17 protein-coding genes are annotated in these 16,959 nt (G+C 65.3%); 8 read left to right on the top strand and 9 right to left on the bottom strand.

Annotated features, from left to right (window positions below; all coding sequences use genetic code 11):
* Positions 1 to 68: 68 nt before the first annotated feature.
* Positions 69 to 938 carry a universal stress protein gene (locus tag IPN02_11725; GenBank protein MBK9297477.1) on the bottom strand — a complete coding sequence of 290 codons (870 nt, stop codon included), beginning with the start codon at positions 936 to 938 and terminating at the stop codon, positions 69 to 71.
* Positions 939 to 1,028: 90 nt separating this feature from the next.
* Between IPN02_11725 and IPN02_11720 the strand changes: the two genes are divergently transcribed.
* Both IPN02_11720 and IPN02_11715 read left to right on the top strand, forming a co-directional pair.
* Positions 1,029 to 1,565, top strand: a complete 537-nt coding sequence (locus tag IPN02_11720; GenBank protein ID MBK9297476.1) for a DUF2202 domain-containing protein — start codon at positions 1,029 to 1,031, stop codon at positions 1,563 to 1,565.
* Between the two features lie 44 nt (positions 1,566 to 1,609).
* The gene (locus IPN02_11715; protein ID MBK9297475.1) at positions 1,610 to 1,996 is read left to right on the top strand and encodes a DUF302 domain-containing protein; all 387 of its coding nucleotides are present in this window, start codon (positions 1,610 to 1,612) and stop codon (positions 1,994 to 1,996) included.
* A gap of 109 nt (positions 1,997 to 2,105) precedes the next feature.
* On the opposite strand, the gene IPN02_11710 is transcribed toward IPN02_11715, so the two are convergent.
* Positions 2,106 to 2,342 carry a TM0996/MTH895 family glutaredoxin-like protein gene (locus IPN02_11710; protein MBK9297474.1) on the bottom strand — a complete coding sequence of 79 codons (237 nt, stop codon included), beginning with the start codon at positions 2,340 to 2,342 and terminating at the stop codon, positions 2,106 to 2,108.
* Positions 2,343 to 2,362: 20 nt separating this feature from the next.
* Positions 2,363 to 3,436, bottom strand: a complete 1,074-nt coding sequence (locus tag IPN02_11705) for a permease (GenBank protein ID MBK9297473.1) — start codon at positions 3,434 to 3,436, stop codon at positions 2,363 to 2,365.
* A 95-nt stretch (positions 3,437 to 3,531) separates the two neighbouring features.
* Here IPN02_11705 and IPN02_11700 point away from each other — a divergent pair, with 95 nt between their 5' ends.
* The gene (locus tag IPN02_11700; protein ID MBK9297472.1) at positions 3,532 to 3,816 is read left to right on the top strand and encodes a winged helix-turn-helix transcriptional regulator; all 285 of its coding nucleotides are present in this window, start codon (positions 3,532 to 3,534) and stop codon (positions 3,814 to 3,816) included.
* A 285-nt stretch (positions 3,817 to 4,101) separates the two neighbouring features.
* On the opposite strand, the gene IPN02_11695 is transcribed toward IPN02_11700, so the two are convergent.
* Positions 4,102 to 4,734 carry a hypothetical protein gene (locus IPN02_11695; GenBank protein ID MBK9297471.1) on the bottom strand — a complete coding sequence of 211 codons (633 nt, stop codon included), beginning with the start codon at positions 4,732 to 4,734 and terminating at the stop codon, positions 4,102 to 4,104.
* A 138-nt stretch (positions 4,735 to 4,872) separates the two neighbouring features.
* On the opposite strand from IPN02_11695, the gene IPN02_11690 reads away from it, so the two are divergent.
* On the top strand, positions 4,873 to 5,301 hold the full coding sequence (locus IPN02_11690) for a MarR family transcriptional regulator (GenBank protein MBK9297470.1): 429 nt from the start codon (positions 4,873 to 4,875) through the stop codon (positions 5,299 to 5,301).
* A gap of 283 nt (positions 5,302 to 5,584) precedes the next feature.
* Here IPN02_11690 and IPN02_11685 read toward each other — a convergent pair whose 3' ends face one another.
* From IPN02_11685 to IPN02_11675, 3 genes are all read right to left on the bottom strand, one after another.
* Positions 5,585 to 6,613, bottom strand: a complete 1,029-nt coding sequence (locus IPN02_11685) for a 1-acyl-sn-glycerol-3-phosphate acyltransferase (protein ID MBK9297469.1) — start codon at positions 6,611 to 6,613, stop codon at positions 5,585 to 5,587.
* Complete coding sequence (locus IPN02_11680) at positions 6,610 to 7,440, bottom strand: patatin-like phospholipase family protein (GenBank protein MBK9297468.1); 831 nt, start codon at positions 7,438 to 7,440, stop codon at positions 6,610 to 6,612. The genes IPN02_11685 and IPN02_11680 overlap by 4 nt, the downstream gene beginning before the upstream one ends.
* A 162-nt stretch (positions 7,441 to 7,602) precedes the next feature.
* Positions 7,603 to 8,514, bottom strand: coding sequence for a hypothetical protein (locus IPN02_11675; protein ID MBK9297467.1), 912 nt, complete (start codon positions 8,512 to 8,514; stop codon positions 7,603 to 7,605).
* 270 nt (positions 8,515 to 8,784) lie between these two features.
* On the opposite strand from IPN02_11675, the gene IPN02_11670 reads away from it, so the two are divergent.
* Positions 8,785 to 10,704, top strand: coding sequence for a hypothetical protein (locus IPN02_11670; GenBank protein ID MBK9297466.1), 1,920 nt, complete (start codon positions 8,785 to 8,787; stop codon positions 10,702 to 10,704).
* Here IPN02_11670 and IPN02_11665 read toward each other — a convergent pair whose 3' ends face one another.
* Positions 10,705 to 11,925: a cytochrome P450 gene (locus tag IPN02_11665; protein ID MBK9297465.1), complete on the bottom strand. Its 1,221-nt coding sequence runs from the start codon at positions 11,923 to 11,925 to the stop codon at positions 10,705 to 10,707.
* An 87-nt stretch (positions 11,926 to 12,012) separates the two neighbouring features.
* Positions 12,013 to 13,086, bottom strand: coding sequence for an aminoglycoside phosphotransferase family protein (locus tag IPN02_11660; GenBank protein MBK9297464.1), 1,074 nt, complete (start codon positions 13,084 to 13,086; stop codon positions 12,013 to 12,015).
* A gap of 163 nt (positions 13,087 to 13,249) precedes the next feature.
* Between IPN02_11660 and IPN02_11655 the strand changes: the two genes are divergently transcribed.
* The 3 genes from IPN02_11655 (at position 13,250) to IPN02_11645 (ending at position 16,933) form a co-directional block, all read left to right on the top strand.
* Positions 13,250 to 14,674 (top strand): amidase, encoded by a 1,425-nt coding sequence (locus IPN02_11655; protein MBK9297463.1) that lies wholly within the window; start codon positions 13,250 to 13,252, stop codon positions 14,672 to 14,674.
* A 424-nt stretch (positions 14,675 to 15,098) separates the two neighbouring features.
* Positions 15,099 to 15,848: an SDR family oxidoreductase gene (locus tag IPN02_11650; GenBank protein MBK9297462.1), complete on the top strand. Its 750-nt coding sequence runs from the start codon at positions 15,099 to 15,101 to the stop codon at positions 15,846 to 15,848.
* A gap of 95 nt (positions 15,849 to 15,943) precedes the next feature.
* Positions 15,944 to 16,933 (top strand): ferredoxin--NADP reductase, encoded by a 990-nt coding sequence (locus IPN02_11645; protein ID MBK9297461.1) that lies wholly within the window; start codon positions 15,944 to 15,946, stop codon positions 16,931 to 16,933.
* The last annotated feature ends 26 nt before the right edge of the window (positions 16,934 to 16,959 follow it).

Genomic DNA, 16,959 nt, shown 5'->3' with positions numbered 1-16,959 from the left:
CGACCTTAGAGTTGTTGGTCACTTCCGAACGTCATGGATGCCGACGGGTCGGCCCCGAGACCCAGGGTTCAGGACTGAGGGATCACGGCCACGGGACACTCCGCGTGACGCATGACCTGTTGGGCCACGGACCCGAGCAGCACGCGAGAGAGGCCCCCTTGACCTTTCGAACCGACGACGACGAGGGAGGCGCCGCGCGACTCGTCGACCAGGGCCGATGCCCCGCTGGCACACACCGCCTGGACGCGCACCGTGACACCGGCGGCGTCCTGGGCTGTCATCTCCAGTTCAGCTTCGATCAGTTCTGACGCCGCTCTTCCAATCGCGTCGATTGGGGAAGCCATCCCGGGGAACGTCGCAGCGACGGTGGGTTCCATCCAGCCGTTCACTACAACGATCGGCAGGTTGCGAACCGATGCTTCGGTCAATGCCCATCGAAGAGCGTTTCTCGCCGAGCCCGAACCATCGACACCCACCACGATCCGGGGCTCGGTGTTGACCTCCGGACCGTCGGCCGTCGGACGAACCACCACCACTGGGCACGGCGCTCGGCCGGCGACCTTCACGCTGACCGAGCCGAGCCGCAAGCCAAGAAGGCCGCCCCGGCCCCGCGTCCCGACGACGAGAAGCTCGGCCCGTTCGGCTGAATCGACCAACGCAGTGTCGGGTTTGTCGACTACCGCCCTGATGGTCACATCGAGATCCTCGGGAACCCGGCTTTCGACCAGGCCCTCCAGCTGTCGCTGTGCACTCAGCTGAACGTCAACACCATCACCAGCCCCTCCGAACGCATGCGAGCGAGGCGTGTGGTCGCTCCACGCCCACATGACCTCCAGCTCGACCCGACGCAGTGCGGCTTCCTCGACCGCAAACCCGAGAGCGTTGAGCGATTCCTCTGAGTGGTCGACTCCGACAATGATGCGCGCCGTTCCGTTCATGACACGAGGATCGCAGGTTTGAACGAGCGAGGTGATCCGACCGGTGCCTTGAACGGGCGGGTACTCCGTAGGCTCGGGGCCATGGCCGACATGGATGCACATGAACCTTCAGGCACACTGACCGACAGGGAGATCGAGGACCTCCTGATGGCGCTGGACGACGAATACAAGGCACGCGCCACCTACCGACAGGTTCTCGCCGACTTTGGGGAGGTCCGCCCGTTCTCGAACATCGTGGAGGCCGAACAACGCCACATCGATGCGCTCCTTGTGCTGTTCGAGCGCTACGGGATCGAAGTTCCCGATGACCCCTGGCCGGGACAGGCGCCGCGCTTCTCCTCGATCGAGGACGCCTGCCAGGCCGGGGTCCAGGACGAGATCGACAACGCCGCACTGTACGACCGACTGCTGGCTGGGACCGAACGCGAGGATCTGCTGGCCACCTACCGAAACCTGCAACGCGCATCTCAGGAGAACCATCTCCCCGCTTTCGAGCGTCACGCCCAACCAGGCGAAAAAGGTGGCGGTGGTCGCGGCGGCCAGGGCCCTGGCGGCGAAGGGCCCGAAGGCCAAGGTCGCGGCGGCCAACGACGGCGCCGTCGCTCCGGCGAGCAGGGTCGCCCGTAGCTACCTAGGGTGGGCCCCCAACTCGGACAACTCGGAGCAGCCTCATGATCATCGAAGAAACCGTCATCCTCTCAGAGCCCTTTGATGAGGCGCTCACCAAGGTCAAGACCGCCCTCGCCGCCGTGGGCTTCGGGGTTCTGACCGAGATCGACCTCCAGGCAACCATGCGGGAGAAGATCGACAAGAGCATCCCTCGACACGTGATCCTGGGTGCATGTAACCCGGGCCTGGCCGGACGGGCGCTCGATGCCGACCCGACGATCGGCGTTCTGCTTCCCTGCAACGTCGTGGTGAGGGAGGCCGACGGTGGCGTCACGGTTGAGGCCCTCGACCCGGGCCTCATGTCATCGCTCACCGGCAAGGAAGAACTGGGGCCGGTCAGCGATGAGGCACGTCAGCTCCTCGGCGAGGCGCTCACCCAGCTGCAGTAGCCGCAGGTCACGGCAGCGGTAGCTCCGCTCCTTCGGTCAGCCCGGCTCAGGACGGGGGGCCGCATACGTTGTTGGTGAGGCGGACGATCGCTCGTCGAACTCCGGGTGCTCAGCGGCCGGCGAGCAGGGCCTTGACGTCGTCCGTTGAGGGGACCCGCCCAGCGAGGACGACCTCGTAGTCGATGACGAGTGCAGGGGTGGCCATCACTCCCCATGATGCGATTTCGGCGGGGGCGGTCACCTTCTCGAATTCGGCCTCGACGCCGAGTTCGGCGGCGGCGGTGCGCGCAGCGGCTTCGAGCTTGTCGCATTTGGTGCAACCGCTGCCGAGGATCTTGATGTCCATTTCATGACTCCTGTGCTGGTTCAAATGATCACGTTGAAGAGGTACCCGGTGACGATGAGGCCGGAAGCGACGACAGCGATGAAAGTGGCGATCAGCCTGGGTTGCAGTACCTGCCGCAACAGGATCATCTCGGGTAACGACAGCGCCACGACGCTCATCATGAACGCCAGGACGGTACCCATCGGCATGCCCTTGTCGTGCAACGCCTCGACCAGCGGCATGACACCTGCCGCGTTCGAGTAGAGCGGCACCCCGAGAGCCACCGCGATCGGCACCCCCAAGGGACCCGCAGCATGATCGGCAAACCATTGCTCCGGGACCCAGCCATGAATGATCGCGCCCACTCCGATACCCACCAGCAGGAACGGCCAGATCTTGCGCAGGATCGTCGCAACCTCCTCGCGTCCCATGGCGAGGCGGTCGTTCCAGGACAGACCCATCGACGGGTCGATCACCTTGCCGCGCAGCTTCGTCTCGAACACGAACGGCTCGACCCACCGTTCCATCCCCATCCGCCCGATCACCCACCCGGCGGTCGTAGCAATGACCAGTCCGGTGGCGATGTAGATGGCGGTGATCCGCCAGCCGAACAGGCCGTAGAGCATGACGATGGCGACCTCGTTCACCATCGGAGTCGCAATCAGGAAACTCATCGTCACCCCGAGCGGAACTCCAGCTGCGACAAACCCGATGAACGCCGGCACAGCCGAACACGAGCAGAACGGGGTCACCACCCCAAGCCCTGCGGCCGCCACATTGCCCACGCCCTCACGCCGACCGCCCAACAGCGCCCGGGTGCGTTCCACGGACATGAAGCTGCGGAGCACCGTGACCACGAAGATGATTCCGGCCAACAGCAGTGTGATCTTGGTGACGTCGTAGAAGAAGAAGTGGATCGACTCTCCCAGCCGACTTTCGCCTTCGAGTCCGACCACGTCGAACAGCAGCCAATCCCAGAACGGACGGTTCAGGCTGTACAGCGCCCACCACAACGCAACCGTCGCCGCCACCAGCAGCCACCGGCGCACCTCGGACGATGTAGGGGACGCTGGCGATGGCTGGGACGCTGGCGGCACATCGGTGGAGGTGCTCATCCGAGACTTCATTCCCCACAGTCGTTCATCGTCGTTCGACGATACACGATGGACCGATCGGCAACAAGGACTTCTTCGGGTATCGTCGATGGGCGATGAGCAGACAGGCGACCACAACCGACGACGAGCTGGCCGCCATGGCCAAGGCGATCGGACACCCGGCACGCGTGCAGATCCTGAGAATGCTCGTCGCCAGAGACACCTGCGCCACGAGCGAGGTCGTCGACGGGCTGCCCCTCGCCCAGTCCACCGTCTCCGAGCACCTCCGTATCCTGCGCGAAGCAGGGCTCGTCCAGGGCGAGATCGACGGCCCCCGGACCCGCTACTGCGTCGACCCCAAGGGTCTCGCAGCGCTCAAGGCGGCCATCAGCTCCCTCTGAAACACCGCGCCAGGATGGCGTCGACCGGGGGCCCGACGGAGAAGTAGTGGGCGTGGCGTGCTCGATGCTCGCTGCGGTCGGCGGCGAGCATGGCCCGTTGATCGAGCAGGGAGTCCTGCTACGACGTCAGCTGACCGATCGCGCCAGATCCACTGCGTAGCGGGCGAGTGGCGCTAGGCGTCGGATCAGGTCGGCCCGGTCTGCTTCCCCAAGGCCGGGGCGATCAACCAGGATCGCCGAGAACGCCGATCGGACGGCTAGGTGGGTGGCCCATGCCAGACGCAGCTATTCCGATGGGGCGGGGTACCCCTCGTCGGCGAGGCCACCGCTGAACGCGTCGAGGATCGTCTCGGCGATCGCAGGGAGGTCGTCAGGTTCTGCAACACCGGAATCGAAGCGACCGGCCAGCAGCTGGCCAAGATCGCTCCCCACCGGGCCCAACGACCCGTAGCTCCAGTCGAAGGCAACAACAGTGCCGTCCCCCGGTTCGTGCAGGTTGGTCGGTGAGGCATCGCCGTGCGCCAGGCCATGAGGCAGCGCTTCGGCCCGGTCGAGCAGCGCAGGTGCCGCTCCGGCCAGCCACGCCAGATCCTCTCGCAACTTTGGATCGGCCGCCGTCACCTCCCGGACCGCAGGGTCGTCCCAGGTGGCATCGTCGGCCAGGAGCGGCAGATCGACGTTCATCATTTTGCCGTAAAAGAGATAATGCAGCGAGCGTCGGCCCAATCCCAGGTTGCGTTCCACCCGCGCCTCGGGCCAGCGGCCGGTCATTCGACCCAGCCCACGAGCCGACCGACGGTATCGCTCAAGGTTCCAGGGCCCGCCTTCGTCGTCGACCTCTTCCAGCCAGAGGACCAGCCGGTCGTCGCAGGCACGATCGATGGCCAGCAGCTTGGGCAAGCGGATTCCCTCAGGCATGTCGCTCTCGAGGCCACATCCGTACACGCGTGGCTCGTCCAGCCAGTTGAGCTGTTCGAGCACGATGGCGTGGTGCTCGGGAGGTATGCACTCAACTACAGCGGTGACGCAGAAGCTTCCTTGACTATATTAGTCAACGTGTTTGACCAAGTGACGCTCCCCGACCATGTCTTTTCACGTCTCGACAGCCTCAACCGGCGAGCGGGACACGACATCCGGCCGCACCTCGACCTCACCATCGAGGGCATGCGGGGGACCTTCGGGGCCCTGCTTGGCATGCTCCCGACCGATGGCGCCCGACCATCAGAGCTGGCCGAGGCGATGCGGATCTCCAAACAGGCCGTGGGTCAGCGGCTGGTCGAAATGGAGGCGCGGGGGTGGATCACCATCAACCCCGACCCCATCGACAAACGGGCCCGAATCGTGACCCGGACCCCAGCCGGCGACGAGATCAAGGCCATGAGTGAGCAGGCCATCGCCGCCATGGAACGCAACTGGGCCGACCAGGTCGGAGCCGACCGCTACCGAGTGTTCAAGGAGGTGCTAAACGAGTTGGCGCTCGGCTGAGCCACAGCCCCGTGCCCAAGAGGGCTACGCGTCTGCCGATGCGATCTGTGAGCGACCGTCATCCCTGCAGCGTTTCCATTGCGCAATCGACGGACCGCCGATCCAGGCACAGATCGAGCCCGACCTCGCCGGTCAGCGGGATGCGGCGCGTGAGAGATGGGCACTCGGACTGAGGCTTCCGTCGAGCCCGGTTGCACGTTCGAATAGGTAGAGGTGCGACCGACACCGCCAACGCAGGGTTGGTGTGCCCCCACACCCCTCCGGCCATGGAGCGGTCGTGGTGCTACTCCGTGGCTCGATGGTCGCCGATCCACTTATCGATGCCCTCCCACGCCCGGAACAGCAGGTCGATGCGCTCGGCCGAGCCAGCGGGAACGTCAGCTGCCGGAAGCACTCGCCATGCCAGGTGCAGCGTCTTGTCCTCGGGCAGGGACGCCCACAGATCCGGGACCGTGAAGATCTCATCGAGGCCGGTGTGGGCAACCAGAACAACGTCGGCGTCGGGGCAGGCGCTGATGGCTGCCAGGGTGCCCGCCGGGCGGGGCGCCAGGAGGTAGGTCATCGACTCTGCTCGGCGAGCGGCTTCCTCGTGACCGTCGCTGCGCAGCCGCTCGATGGCACGAACCCGGCGGCCCTCGGTGAAGTTGCCACCCTCGGGGAAGATGACAAAGGCATCCCGGTTGGTCATTCCTGTCGCCAGCTCTGCAATAGCTGACACCGCGTCGCTGCCCGGGGCCGGGTTTGTCTCGATAAACCGGTTGGGAAGCCGGTTGAGCAGGATGTCGAACACCGGGTCCAGCTGGAGCGTCGCCTTGGCGACGATCCGGGGACGGCGCCCCGCCCAGGACATGACCTCGTGGAGCAGCAGAAACGAGTCGGCGGGGCCAGCGTGGCGGCTGAGGACGATCAGCGGCGCATCGCTGATCCTGCCATCGCCAGAATCGGTGGGCAGCGCCGTTCCGTCCTGGTCGATACTCAGCGAGAACAGTCGACTTCCCGTGTATACGAGAAGCCGCAGGGTCCAACGCAGCAGCCGGTAGTGAGCGCTGACGAACGCCTCCGAGGACAGCTTCCAACCGAACCCCGACGCCAACCACAGCGCCAAGGCGGAGATGGTCACCGCCACCTCGACGAACAGGTAACAGGTGGCCAGGCCGAGCAGCCGGAGTGCCCGCCACTTTCCGGGCAGCCGATACGAGACGACCAGGGCGGCGATGACGAACAGCGGCACTGTCGTGATGTAGAGGATGAATGCCAGCAGCGGCAGCGGCCAAAGGACGATGCGGCGCAGCCAGCGCGGCGGCAGCTTCACGGTTCGATCGAGTTCAGGTAGTCGATCGAGGCCGCATAGGACTGATCGATCCGGCGCTCGATCGACTCCGAGTTTCCCCGCCGGTACTGGCTGACGTCGTTGAACGTCTTCGGGTCGCCGGTCGGCAGGACGTGCACGGCAATGTTGTCCGGAAGGTTGCGCATCGACTCGGTGAAGCGGTGTCGGCGGGAGATCTCAAAGGCCACCATGGCGACCTCCCACGGGTTGGACGGCGGCGCCAACGGTGCCTCCACCCGCCCCACCTGCAGCACGTAGATGGTGGTCGCACCGTGGGCGATCGCCCGGTCGAGCGGAATCGACGAGACGAGCCCACCGTCGAGGAAGTGCTCGCCGTCGATCTCGACCGGGGGAAACATGCCCGGCACGGCAGACGAGGCCAGGATGGCCTCGACCAACGGTCCGGTAGAGAAGTAGTGGGCCGTAGCGTGCTCGATGCTTGCTGCGACGCATTCGAAGTTGACCGCAAGGTCGTCGATGCGGCGCACGGGCAGGATCTCTTCGAGGAGCTCCCGCAGCACCCGGTTGTCGCTCAGGTGGGTTCCCGACCGGGCGAAGGTGGCAACCTTGGAAAAGATCGAGCCCCCAAACACCCCCGAGCGGTCGAGCGTCGTCCACAGCTCGGTCAGCGCCTCGACGCTCCGGCCGGACGGGTCGGCAGCGATTATCGCCCCGTTGATCGACCCGATCGAGGTGCCCACCACCAAGTCGGGGGTGATGCCGACTTCGATCAGCGCTCCGAGCATCCCCACCTGGTGGGCACCGAGGTCGCCGCCGCCGCCCAGGACAAATGCGGTAGCGGATGGCATCGCCTCTTTCTACACTGCGCCTCGCGGAGACACACCGTTTCCGGGCAGCGAGACCTGCGGCGTCGGCGGCTGACCGACGATGGCGTCGGCGGCCGGCTGGAGTACGCGGGCATTCCCTCGGCAGAGCCGAGGGAATGCCCGACGCTCTCGTTCGTCACTCACTCAGCTGACGGTGAACTCGCCGATCTGCGTAGGAGGCTTCGGAGAGTCCTGCGCATCCTCGGTGGACAGGTAGCCGTAGTTGCCAGCGGGAAGGTCCAGTACCAACCACACCATCTGACCGGGTTCGACCACGTCGACCCCGCCCATCAGCAATCCACCCTTGGCGTTATCCACCGACTTGCCGTTGGACATCGTCTCATTGACCGCTTTGAGGTAGCCCTCGATCGTCGCTCCGTCATCCAGCTTCACGAGCTGGATGTTGTGGACCTTGGCCCCGGTGTTCTCCACTGCGAACGTGCCCTTGCCCTCGAAGCCGTCGGGCATCGTGATCGCCTTGTCGTCGATGGTGATGGTGCCGTCGCTGTCGGGCCTTTCATCCGTGGAGGGTTCTCCGGTCACCTTGAACTCACCGATCATTCCCATGGCGAAGTGCGGAGTTCCGTCGTCGGTGGTGAAGAAGCAGATGGTTGCGTAGTTGCCCTCCTTCAGGTTCTGGGTGATGACGGTGCTCTGCTGGCCTGGTCCCAGTTCGGCCGGCGTGCCGTACCCCGTATCCTGCGGGTCAGCCAACAGGCTGTTGACCGCGCTCTCATCGGGCGACTCAAGGGCCTTTTCGAATTGGTCGCGGGTAACGCCATCGTTCAGTCGGGCGACCACCATCATGTGAGACTCGTCGTCGGTGTTTTTGAAGGTGATGGCTGCCACACCGGGGCGAAGGTCGCCGGAGACGTCATATGACATCCCCGGAGCCGTGATCGTAATGGCGTTGGCGATATCGGCCCCTCCGCCGGATTTCGCGGGAGTGGCGTCAACGGCATCCTTCTCGGTCGTCGAGGACTTGGCAGAAGCATCGGAGTCGGAGGAGCAGGCGGTGAAACCAATCAATAGAAAGGCTGAGGCCAAAAGGGCCAACCAGCGAAGCCGGCCGGTACTTCTGGGGGCTGAGGGACGACTGGGGCTGGGTGAATTCATCATGACGGTCCTTTGCTGGTTTGGTGCAGCTACATCGTCACGAGCACAGCGTCCCGTCAGCATCGGTCCGGTGTCCCGAAGATCCGGGAAATATGTCCCGGGACAAATTTCTGTCCCTGGAGTCCGCAAAGAAATTGCCCAGAGCCACCGCTGTCCCGGCGACCATCGAGTAGCTGCATCATTCGGTTGCAAGCTCCCTGTATCCGTGCGATGTTGGCTTCGGAGGTCGCCACCATGTCAGTGAGCACCGCTACCACCGGGCCTTTCCGCCTCAGCGCCCGCCAGGGTGACGCCAAGACGTTGCTCTCCTGGGACCTCGACGAGGGGGCGACAACGGGGCTCGCGGGATTTACGATCAGCGCCCAACCGCCTGGCGGTGCGGCGTACTTCCTGTACAACCGCCTCACCTTCGCCGATCCATCTGCACATGCCCAGGATCCTGCGCAACCGACCAGGGCATCGATCAACTCGCCGTTTCACACCTTTCGGTGGGTGCACCATCCCGGCCTGGTGCACCAAGGACTTCAGCCCAACCTCGGCCGGTACACCTACACCGTGACGCCCCGCTATTTTGTCGACCGGTCGATGGCGCCGATCGATCGTGCCCTGGGAGCCAGCCTGGCGATCGACGTGGCACCGTTCCGCAAGGGCCGCCTGCGGGTCGGCTTCACCCGGGGGTTCGTCCAATCCCAAGCGTACGCAGACCACTTCGGCCCCAAAGCGACGTTTGAGCCCCACAACCCGGAGCTCGTGTGGGACACCTCGCAGATAGCCGGTGTCGCCACCAACGGCACCAGCTTCACCTTCGAGGACGAGCACCGCTGGCTCGGCTTCACCGCACGGCCGCTCATCCTCGAGCTGTTGGACGAGGTTCGAGTCGACCCGGACATGACGCTCGACGTGTTTGCCTACGATCTGAACGAGCCGGCGATCCTCACGCGCCTTCTCGACCCCACGCTGGCCGCCCGCACCCGCATCATCCTCGACAATGCTGCGCTGCACCACGACGCGAAGCCTCCAGCGTCGGGCGGACGCAAGCCCGAGGACGAGTTTGCGGAGCGGTTCGCCGCGCTACCCGGGAGCCAGCTCAAGCGGGGTCACTTCGGGCGCTACAGCCACAACAAAGTGCTGATCGCTTCGCGCAAGAACAGAGCCCGGAAGGTGCTGACCGGCTCGACCAATTTCTCCACCACCGGCCTCTACGTCAACTCCAACCACGTGCTGGTGTTCGACGACCCAAAGGTGGCCAAGACCTACCGGACCGTGTTTGACGCTTCGTGGGAGGGCGACGTCACCCGACGGTCCTGGATCGAAACTGGGCTCGACCAGTCGGCCGTCTCGTTCGTCACCGCACACGTCCCCAGCACCACGATCCACTTCTCACCCCATTCCAACGAGAACGCCACTTCGATCCTCGGCAGGCTCCTCGGCCGCCTCGACCGGGAGACGACGGCGACGCCCGCATCGGGCCGAAGCGTTCTCTTCGCCGTCATGGAGCTGAACACCCGACGAAAGAAGGGATCGCCGCCAGCGAGCGACGACGAGCGGCGGGCGGGCAACCCCGTCTACTTCGCCCTCAACGAACTGCATGCTGACCCGGCCTGTTTCAGCTACGGCATCTCGGACAACCCGGACGGCATCAAGCTGTACCGGCCCGGACAACCCGGCGGAGTGCTGGTCACCGGCAAACCCACCGCGGTTCGGCTACCCCCTCCCTTCAGCCAGGTTCCACGCGTGGCCGGCCACCAGATCCACCACAAGTTCGTGGTGTGTGGCTTTAACGGTGAGGCGCCGGTCGTGTACTGCGGATCGTCCAACCTGGCGCTGCGCGGAGAACAGGTCAACGGGGACAACCTCATCGAAATCAACGACCCCGACGTGGCCACCGCATTTGCGATCGAGGCGATCGAACTCGTCGACCACTTCAACTTCCTCGATGGCTTCAGCACGCACGGATCTTCCCAAAAGATCAACACGGCCAGGCCGGTCGAAGCCGCCGCCAGGATCGGCTGGCACCTAGGCACCACCGACCTCTGGGTACACAAGTTTTACGATCCGGACGATCTCCGCTGCCGCGACCGCTGCCTGTTCGCCGAGCAGTTCGCCAATCCTGTCGCCACAGCGTCCTGATCAGACGGAAGGCGCAGACAACCCGTCGGCGGGAAGGCTCACGAAGGCGCGCACGAACGGTGAGCGGTGACGTTGACCCGCGTCGATGTCGACGGTTACCTCCGGATGCAGCGCCAGCAGTTCCTCACAGGCAACCCGAGCCTGGAGCCGGGCCAGATGGCTGCCGATGCAGAAGTGCGGGCCGCTGCTGAAGGCCAGGTGGCGGGGGATCGCTCGGCGCACATCGAGCCGGTCGGCATCATCGCCGAACTCCCGCTGGTCGCGGTTGTCCGAGCCGTAGAGCATCATCACCTTCTCCCCAGCGGGGATCGTGGTGTCGTGGATGGTGACGTCCTGAATAGTTGTTCGGCACAACCCCTGCACGGAGGACTCGAGGCGGAGGAACTCGATGATCGCACCGCCGATCACGGCCGGATCGTCGATGAGCACCGCCCGCTGGTCGGGCCGTTCGCTCAGCAGCGCAACGCCGTGGGAGATCAACGACGCGGTCGTGTCGCTGCCACCAGCGACCACCACAAAGCAGAAGCCGAGAATGTCCCGGTCGCTGAGGCGCTCCCCGTCGATCTCGGCGGCGACCAAGGCCCCGATCAGGTCGTCGGCCGGTTGGCTTCGGCGCGCCTCGATCTGCTCGCTGAAGTACCCGAGCATCTCGGCCACCGCGCCCTTGCCGTCGATCTGGCCGATCCGAAGGCCGTCGTTCTGGATCGCTGTGAGCGCCTGCACCCACGGCCCGAAGCGCAGGCGGTCCTCCTCGGCGACACCGAAGAGCTCGGCCAGGACGTATGTCGGGATCGTGCTGGCGAACTCCTGGTGCAGATCCACCGGCTCGCCGTCGGCCGCACGTTCGCCCAGGTGAACGAGCCGCCGGCGCACAAAGCTGCGGATGATGCCCTCAAGCTCGGCGACCCGTCTGGCAGTGAAGCCGCGCCCGATCAGCGCCCGCAGCTGGGTGTGGACGGGTGGATCGAGCATCACCAGGTTGGGCGGGAGCCCAAGCTGGCTGATCTCGTCGGGGTAGAAGGTCAAGCCCTGAGCCGACGAGAAGTGCTTCTGTGATCGCACCGCGTCCCAGATGTCAGCGAATCGGGACAAGGCCCAGAAGCCCGGAACCTTGTCGGTCGCCCGGTGGTAGTGGACGGGATCGTCATCGCGCAGCTTGGCGTACGTGGGGTACGGGTTTTCGAGGAACTCGGGGTCCAGCGGGTCGTAGCGCAGGTTCATGTAACCACCCTTGTTGGTAACAACGGCTGTTGCTCTGCAACCGCCGCGAGCGTCACGCAGACGGTTGGCTGTGATGGCTTCGCAGCGTCAGAGGCGTGCAAACGGATCGTGGTCGTCGATGGCCGCGCACGTCCGCTCGGCCATGGCGAGGAACATCGCATCGCCCCGGGGGGTCTTGTCGGCCACCGCCCAGCCGAACACCACGATCAACAGGCCTTGAAGCATGGCGTAGGCGTAGTCATCACGACACTCCTCCAGCGAGTAGCGATCGACCCCGTAGCTCCGCAGCGCCTCGTGGTAGGCCGACACCACCGACTCCTCGCAACTGCGCCGCAACTCCGGTTCGAGGCCGGTCGAGCACAGAAACGCCAGATCCCGGGCGGGAAGGCCAAAGCTGATCGTCTGCCAGTCGACCGCAGCCACGTCGCTGCCGTCCGGGGCGAACATCAGGTTGTCGAGCCGGTAGTCGCCGTGAACCGGCCCATGCCGTTCCGGACGACCCAGCAGCCAGGCGCCCGCCACCGCCGGGACCCGCTCGAACACAGCCCGATGCTCGACAGCCAGCCGGTCACCGAAGTAGTCGAAGAACATCTCGTTCATCGGCGTCATCACCTCGCCGAGCATCGCCGCGCCGTCCGGATCCAAGACGTTCAGCCCGCCTGGTCCGACCAGGGTCGGGTCGCACCAGCGGGGTCCGTGCAGCCCGGCAACGTTCACCGCAGCCGCTCTGGCCTGTTCGGCGCTGCAGCCCAGGATCTGATCGCCTTGCCGGCGCGGCGCCAGGTCCTCGAGCAGCAGGACGAAGTCGGTGCAGTCGTCGTTGGTCCACGACGCCCAGCACCGAGGCACCCGCACCGCAACCGTCGATGCGATGTTCCGGTAGAAGTCCACCTCGGTCCGATAGCTGCCGGCCGCCATCTCCCGCTTGTCGGTCGGTCCGGCGGCGATCTTGGCCACGAGGGTGCCGGGCAGCTCACCCCGGTCCCCAGCAATGCCAAGCCCGATCCGGTAGCTCGCGCCCATCTGTCCGGTGCCGACCGCCTCGATCGTGATCGTCTCGACGACCACGTCGTGGCCGGCACCTTGCAGCAGCTCGGTGACCCGCGATGCCGTGATCGGCTCGCTCGGCGCCACGGCGCCGTGCTGCACACCGCCGCTCACGACCAAACCGCCCTACGCCGCCGGGTGAGCAAAGAGTTCAGGGCGTCCATCCCGAGAAGGTAGACGTTGGCAACGGGCTGATGATGCGGCCGTGGGACGATAGACCGACTGCTGCCGGACCATCGAGGAAACCATGCCTGAAACCCCCGCTGACCAGCCCAACATCAGCCGTGTCTGGATGGGCGCGGATGATGCCCTCGGCGATGACGACGCCGTTGGAGTTGCCGACCGGATCTCATCGGGCGAAATCTCCGCTGCCGAAGCGGTCGATGCCGCCATCGAGCGGGCCGAACGGGCGGAGCCGCTGATTGCGGCCTTTGCCACGACCGATTTCGACCGAGCGCGCCAGCGGGCGAGCGGGCAGGTCACAGGGCGATTCGCCGGCCTGCCCACCGCTATGAAGGACCAGACAGCAGTGGCCGGGCTCCCTCTCGGTCTCGGTTCGCAAGCGCTCGATGGTGCCGGGCCGTCCGTCTCATCGTCGCCGATCACCAAAGTGTTCGAATCGGTGGGGACGATCAGCCTTGGCACCACCACCCTGCCGGAGTTCGGATTGACGTCGTCTTCGGACTTTCATCACGGACCACCGACTCGCAATCCGTGGAATCGTGACCACATCGCCGGCGGATCCTCGAGCGGGGCTGCTGCCCTGGTCGCAGCCGGAGTGGTGCCCATGGCACACGGAGGCGACGGTGGTGGTTCGATCCGCATTCCTGCCGCCGCATGTGGTTTGGTCGGCCTCAAGCCCAGCCGAGGCCGACTCCCCCATGAGAACGATGTCGCCCGGTTGCCCGTGAAGATCTCGGCCTACGGTGTGCTCTCTCGCAGCGTTGGCGATCAGTGCGCGTTCCTGGCAGCCGCTGAACGGTACTTCCCCCAGCCTGCGTTACCGCCCGTGGGCCTGGTCGATCGACCGCTCGACCGGCCGCTGCGCATCGGGGTGTTGTCGACCAGTCCGGTGAACCGAACCCCAGCGTCGTCGGTTGTGGACGCTGTCGCCGACACTGCCTCGCTGCTGGAACAACTCGGTCACCACGTGACCGTGATCGACGAGGCGAGCGAGGCGACCACCCAGGCGTTCGGTGATGACTTCGTGCTGTATTGGGCATTCCTTGCCGGCGCCCTCGCCGTGGGCGGTAAGAAGCTCATCAATCCCGCCTTCGACTCGACGAAGCTGACGTCATTCACTCGGGGACTCGCCAACCACGCCCGTCGAAATGTTCATCGCATCCCGGGAGCGATTCGGCGGCTCAAGGCAGCGCCCGAGCTCTACCACCGGCAATTTGGGGCGTGCGACGTGGTGCTCTCGCCAACCGTGTCCGACCCCGCACCAACCCTGGCCTACCTCGGCAAAGATCTCGACTACCAAACTCACATGGACCGCCTGATGCGATGGGCCGCCTATACGCCGCTCCACAACGTTGTCGGAGCACCGGGCATCAGCCTCCCCGTTGCGCTCGACCTCGACCTCATGCTGCCAGTGGGAGTCCATTTGGCCGCCCGGGTCGGACAGGAACGGCTCTTGTTGGAACTCGCTCTTCAGGTTGAGGAGGCCCGCAGCTTCCCGAAGCTGTCCGACTTCGCCTGACGAGGGTCTGCGGCTGATCTGGACGAGCGTCGCTCTGGCCTTCTCGGGTGGGGAGACGTGCCACTCAGGCTTGGGGTACGCGAATGACCTGGCCCACAGCGATCTGATTGGGGTTGGTGATGGTGTGGGGATTGGCTGCGAACAAGCGGTAAAGAGGTTCCCGTTCCCGCACTCGGCAGCGGCGATTCCCCGGAGTGTCTCCCCTGCCTGGACATGGTGTTCCCGGTAGGCGGTGTAACCCGGCACAATCTTCGCACCGAGAATCGCCGGGACGATGACCATGTGGGGCATGCACCACCACCGTCCCCGCCCCCGCTGTCCGACGGTTCGGCCAAGATACAATCACCTGACGGACCTGGGGACCCCGAACCGCATCTGCGACCAGAAGCGGTCGCTGGACTGGCCAGGTGTGAAGGGAGCGAGAGTGTTCAACCTCGACGGCCGGGTGGCCCTGGTGACCGGCGCCGGCCAGAACGTGGGGGCGGGCATCGCCCGACTTCTGGCCGGCCAAGGTGCTGCGATCGCCGTGAACGACCTGCGCCCCGACCGGGCGACCCACACGGTCGAGCGGATCACTGCCGACGGGGGGCGGGCGGTGGCGGTGGGCTTCGACGTGACCGATCACGAGCAGGTGACTCGAGGCGTGGCCCAAGCCGAGCTGGCACTGGGCCCGGTCGACATCCTGGTCAACAATGCCGGCAGCGGTGGGGCCGAGGAACTGGTTCCCATGTCGTTTCGAGACACGGACCCAGCGTCGTGGCGGGGTCCGATCGACGTGAACCTCTTCGGCGTCCTGCACTGTTGCCGGGCCGTGATCAACGGGATGGAGGATCGCGGGTGGGGCCGGATCATCACCATCTCCTCCGGCGCCGCTGTCACAGGACTCGATTTCGGGGTGTCGACCTATGCCGCGGGAAAGGGTGGGGCGATCAGCTTCATGCGCCACCTGGCGGTGGAGAGCGCGTCGAAGGGGGTCACCGCCAACACGCTCGCCATCGGTCTGATGGGCAACCCCGACCCGGAGATCACCGCTTTCCTGGCCCGACGGATCCCGGTCGGGAGGACGGGCGAACCCGACGATGTGGGCCACGCCTGCGTCTATCTCGCGTCAAACGAAGCTGCATGGATGACGGGTCAGACCATCCAGATCAACGGTGGCTCCAACACGACCTGACGATGGGACACAGCCACGGGGTCTCGGCCACCGGAAATGCCGGCCGGATGGTGAGCCATTTCGAACGTTTCGCCACGCCCTGCCAGAATCGGTAGATGGCACTACCAGCGTCGATTGATACCTCCGTCACCTTCGAACAGGCACGGAACACCATTCCGGACCTCAACCAGCAGTTGGCCGACTCCTACTACAACGCGACGATCAGCTACTTCGACCGGCTCACCCACGAGGTGTGGATCTTCGGCGTGAAACCGGACGATGGGCCGGTCTCGTTCATCCCCGGGCAGTACACGTCGCTGGGCCTCGGCTACTGGGAACCCCGGATCGACGATGCCATCGAGGCCGACATCGACACCCAGTGGTCCAAGCTGGCCCGTCGTTCCTATTCGGTCTCCAGCCCCATTTTCACCAGCGACGATTACCACACCGATCATGGCGTGGCCGACCTTGCCCGCTGCGAGAACCTGGAGGACATCGAGATCTACGCGGTGCTCGTGAGCCCCGAAGGCGACTTCGTGCCCGGCCTGACACCGAGGCTGGCGATGAAGAACGTGGGCGACCGCCTGTTCATGGGCCGCAAGATGGCCGGGCGCTACGACGCCAGCGCAGTCGATGACCCGACCGCACCGCTGGTATTCCTGTCGACCGGCACCGGCGAGGCTCCTCAGATGGCGATGATCGTCGAACTGTTGCGAACGGGCCACTCCGGACCGATCGTGTCGGTGGTGACCGCACGGCACTGGTCGGACCTGGTCTACGTGGACAAGATGCGTGCGCTCGAGAAGCGCTTCAACAACTTCACCTACCTGCCGATCCCCACCCGGGAGCCCGACGTGGAGAAGCGCTACATCCAGGACGTGATTCGCACCGACTTCACCCCGGACAAGCTGGGGTTTGAACTGGACCCGGCCAACACACACGTCTTTGTCTGCGGCAACCCCGACATGATCGGGCTGCCCGACGAGACCGGTGACGAACCGGTGTTCCCCAGCAAGACCGGCGTGTCCGAGATCCTCGTCGAGCGCGGGTTCAAGCTCGACAAGCGCAAGGATCCGGGCAACATCCACTTCGAAGAGTTCTGGTAGGGCCAAGCCAATCAAAGCTGTTTGAA

The sequence above is a fragment of the Candidatus Microthrix subdominans genome (assembly GCA_016719385.1).
GTDB lineage: Bacteria > Actinomycetota > Acidimicrobiia > Acidimicrobiales > Microtrichaceae > Microthrix > Microthrix subdominans.
This window is presented reverse-complemented; position numbering and strand designations above follow the sequence as displayed.

Coding starts and splice junctions, on each gene's coding strand:
- IPN02_11725 (MBK9297477.1), bottom strand. CDS start 938: ATGAACGGAACGGCGCGCATCATTGTCGGAGTCGACCACTCAGAGGAA.
- IPN02_11720 (MBK9297476.1), top strand. CDS start 1,029: ATGGATGCACATGAACCTTCAGGCACACTGACCGACAGGGAGATCGAG.
- IPN02_11715 (MBK9297475.1), top strand. CDS start 1,610: ATGATCATCGAAGAAACCGTCATCCTCTCAGAGCCCTTTGATGAGGCG.
- IPN02_11710 (MBK9297474.1), bottom strand. CDS start 2,342: ATGGACATCAAGATCCTCGGCAGCGGTTGCACCAAATGCGACAAGCTC.
- IPN02_11705 (MBK9297473.1), bottom strand. CDS start 3,436: ATGAGCACCTCCACCGATGTGCCGCCAGCGTCCCAGCCATCGCCAGCG.
- IPN02_11700 (MBK9297472.1), top strand. CDS start 3,532: ATGAGCAGACAGGCGACCACAACCGACGACGAGCTGGCCGCCATGGCC.
- IPN02_11695 (MBK9297471.1), bottom strand. CDS start 4,734: ATGCCTGAGGGAATCCGCTTGCCCAAGCTGCTGGCCATCGATCGTGCC.
- IPN02_11680 (MBK9297468.1), bottom strand. CDS start 7,440: ATGCCATCCGCTACCGCATTTGTCCTGGGCGGCGGCGGCGACCTCGGT.
- IPN02_11670 (MBK9297466.1), top strand. CDS start 8,785: ATGTTGGCTTCGGAGGTCGCCACCATGTCAGTGAGCACCGCTACCACC.
- IPN02_11665 (MBK9297465.1), bottom strand. CDS start 11,925: ATGAACCTGCGCTACGACCCGCTGGACCCCGAGTTCCTCGAAAACCCG.
- IPN02_11645 (MBK9297461.1), top strand. CDS start 15,944: ATGGCACTACCAGCGTCGATTGATACCTCCGTCACCTTCGAACAGGCA.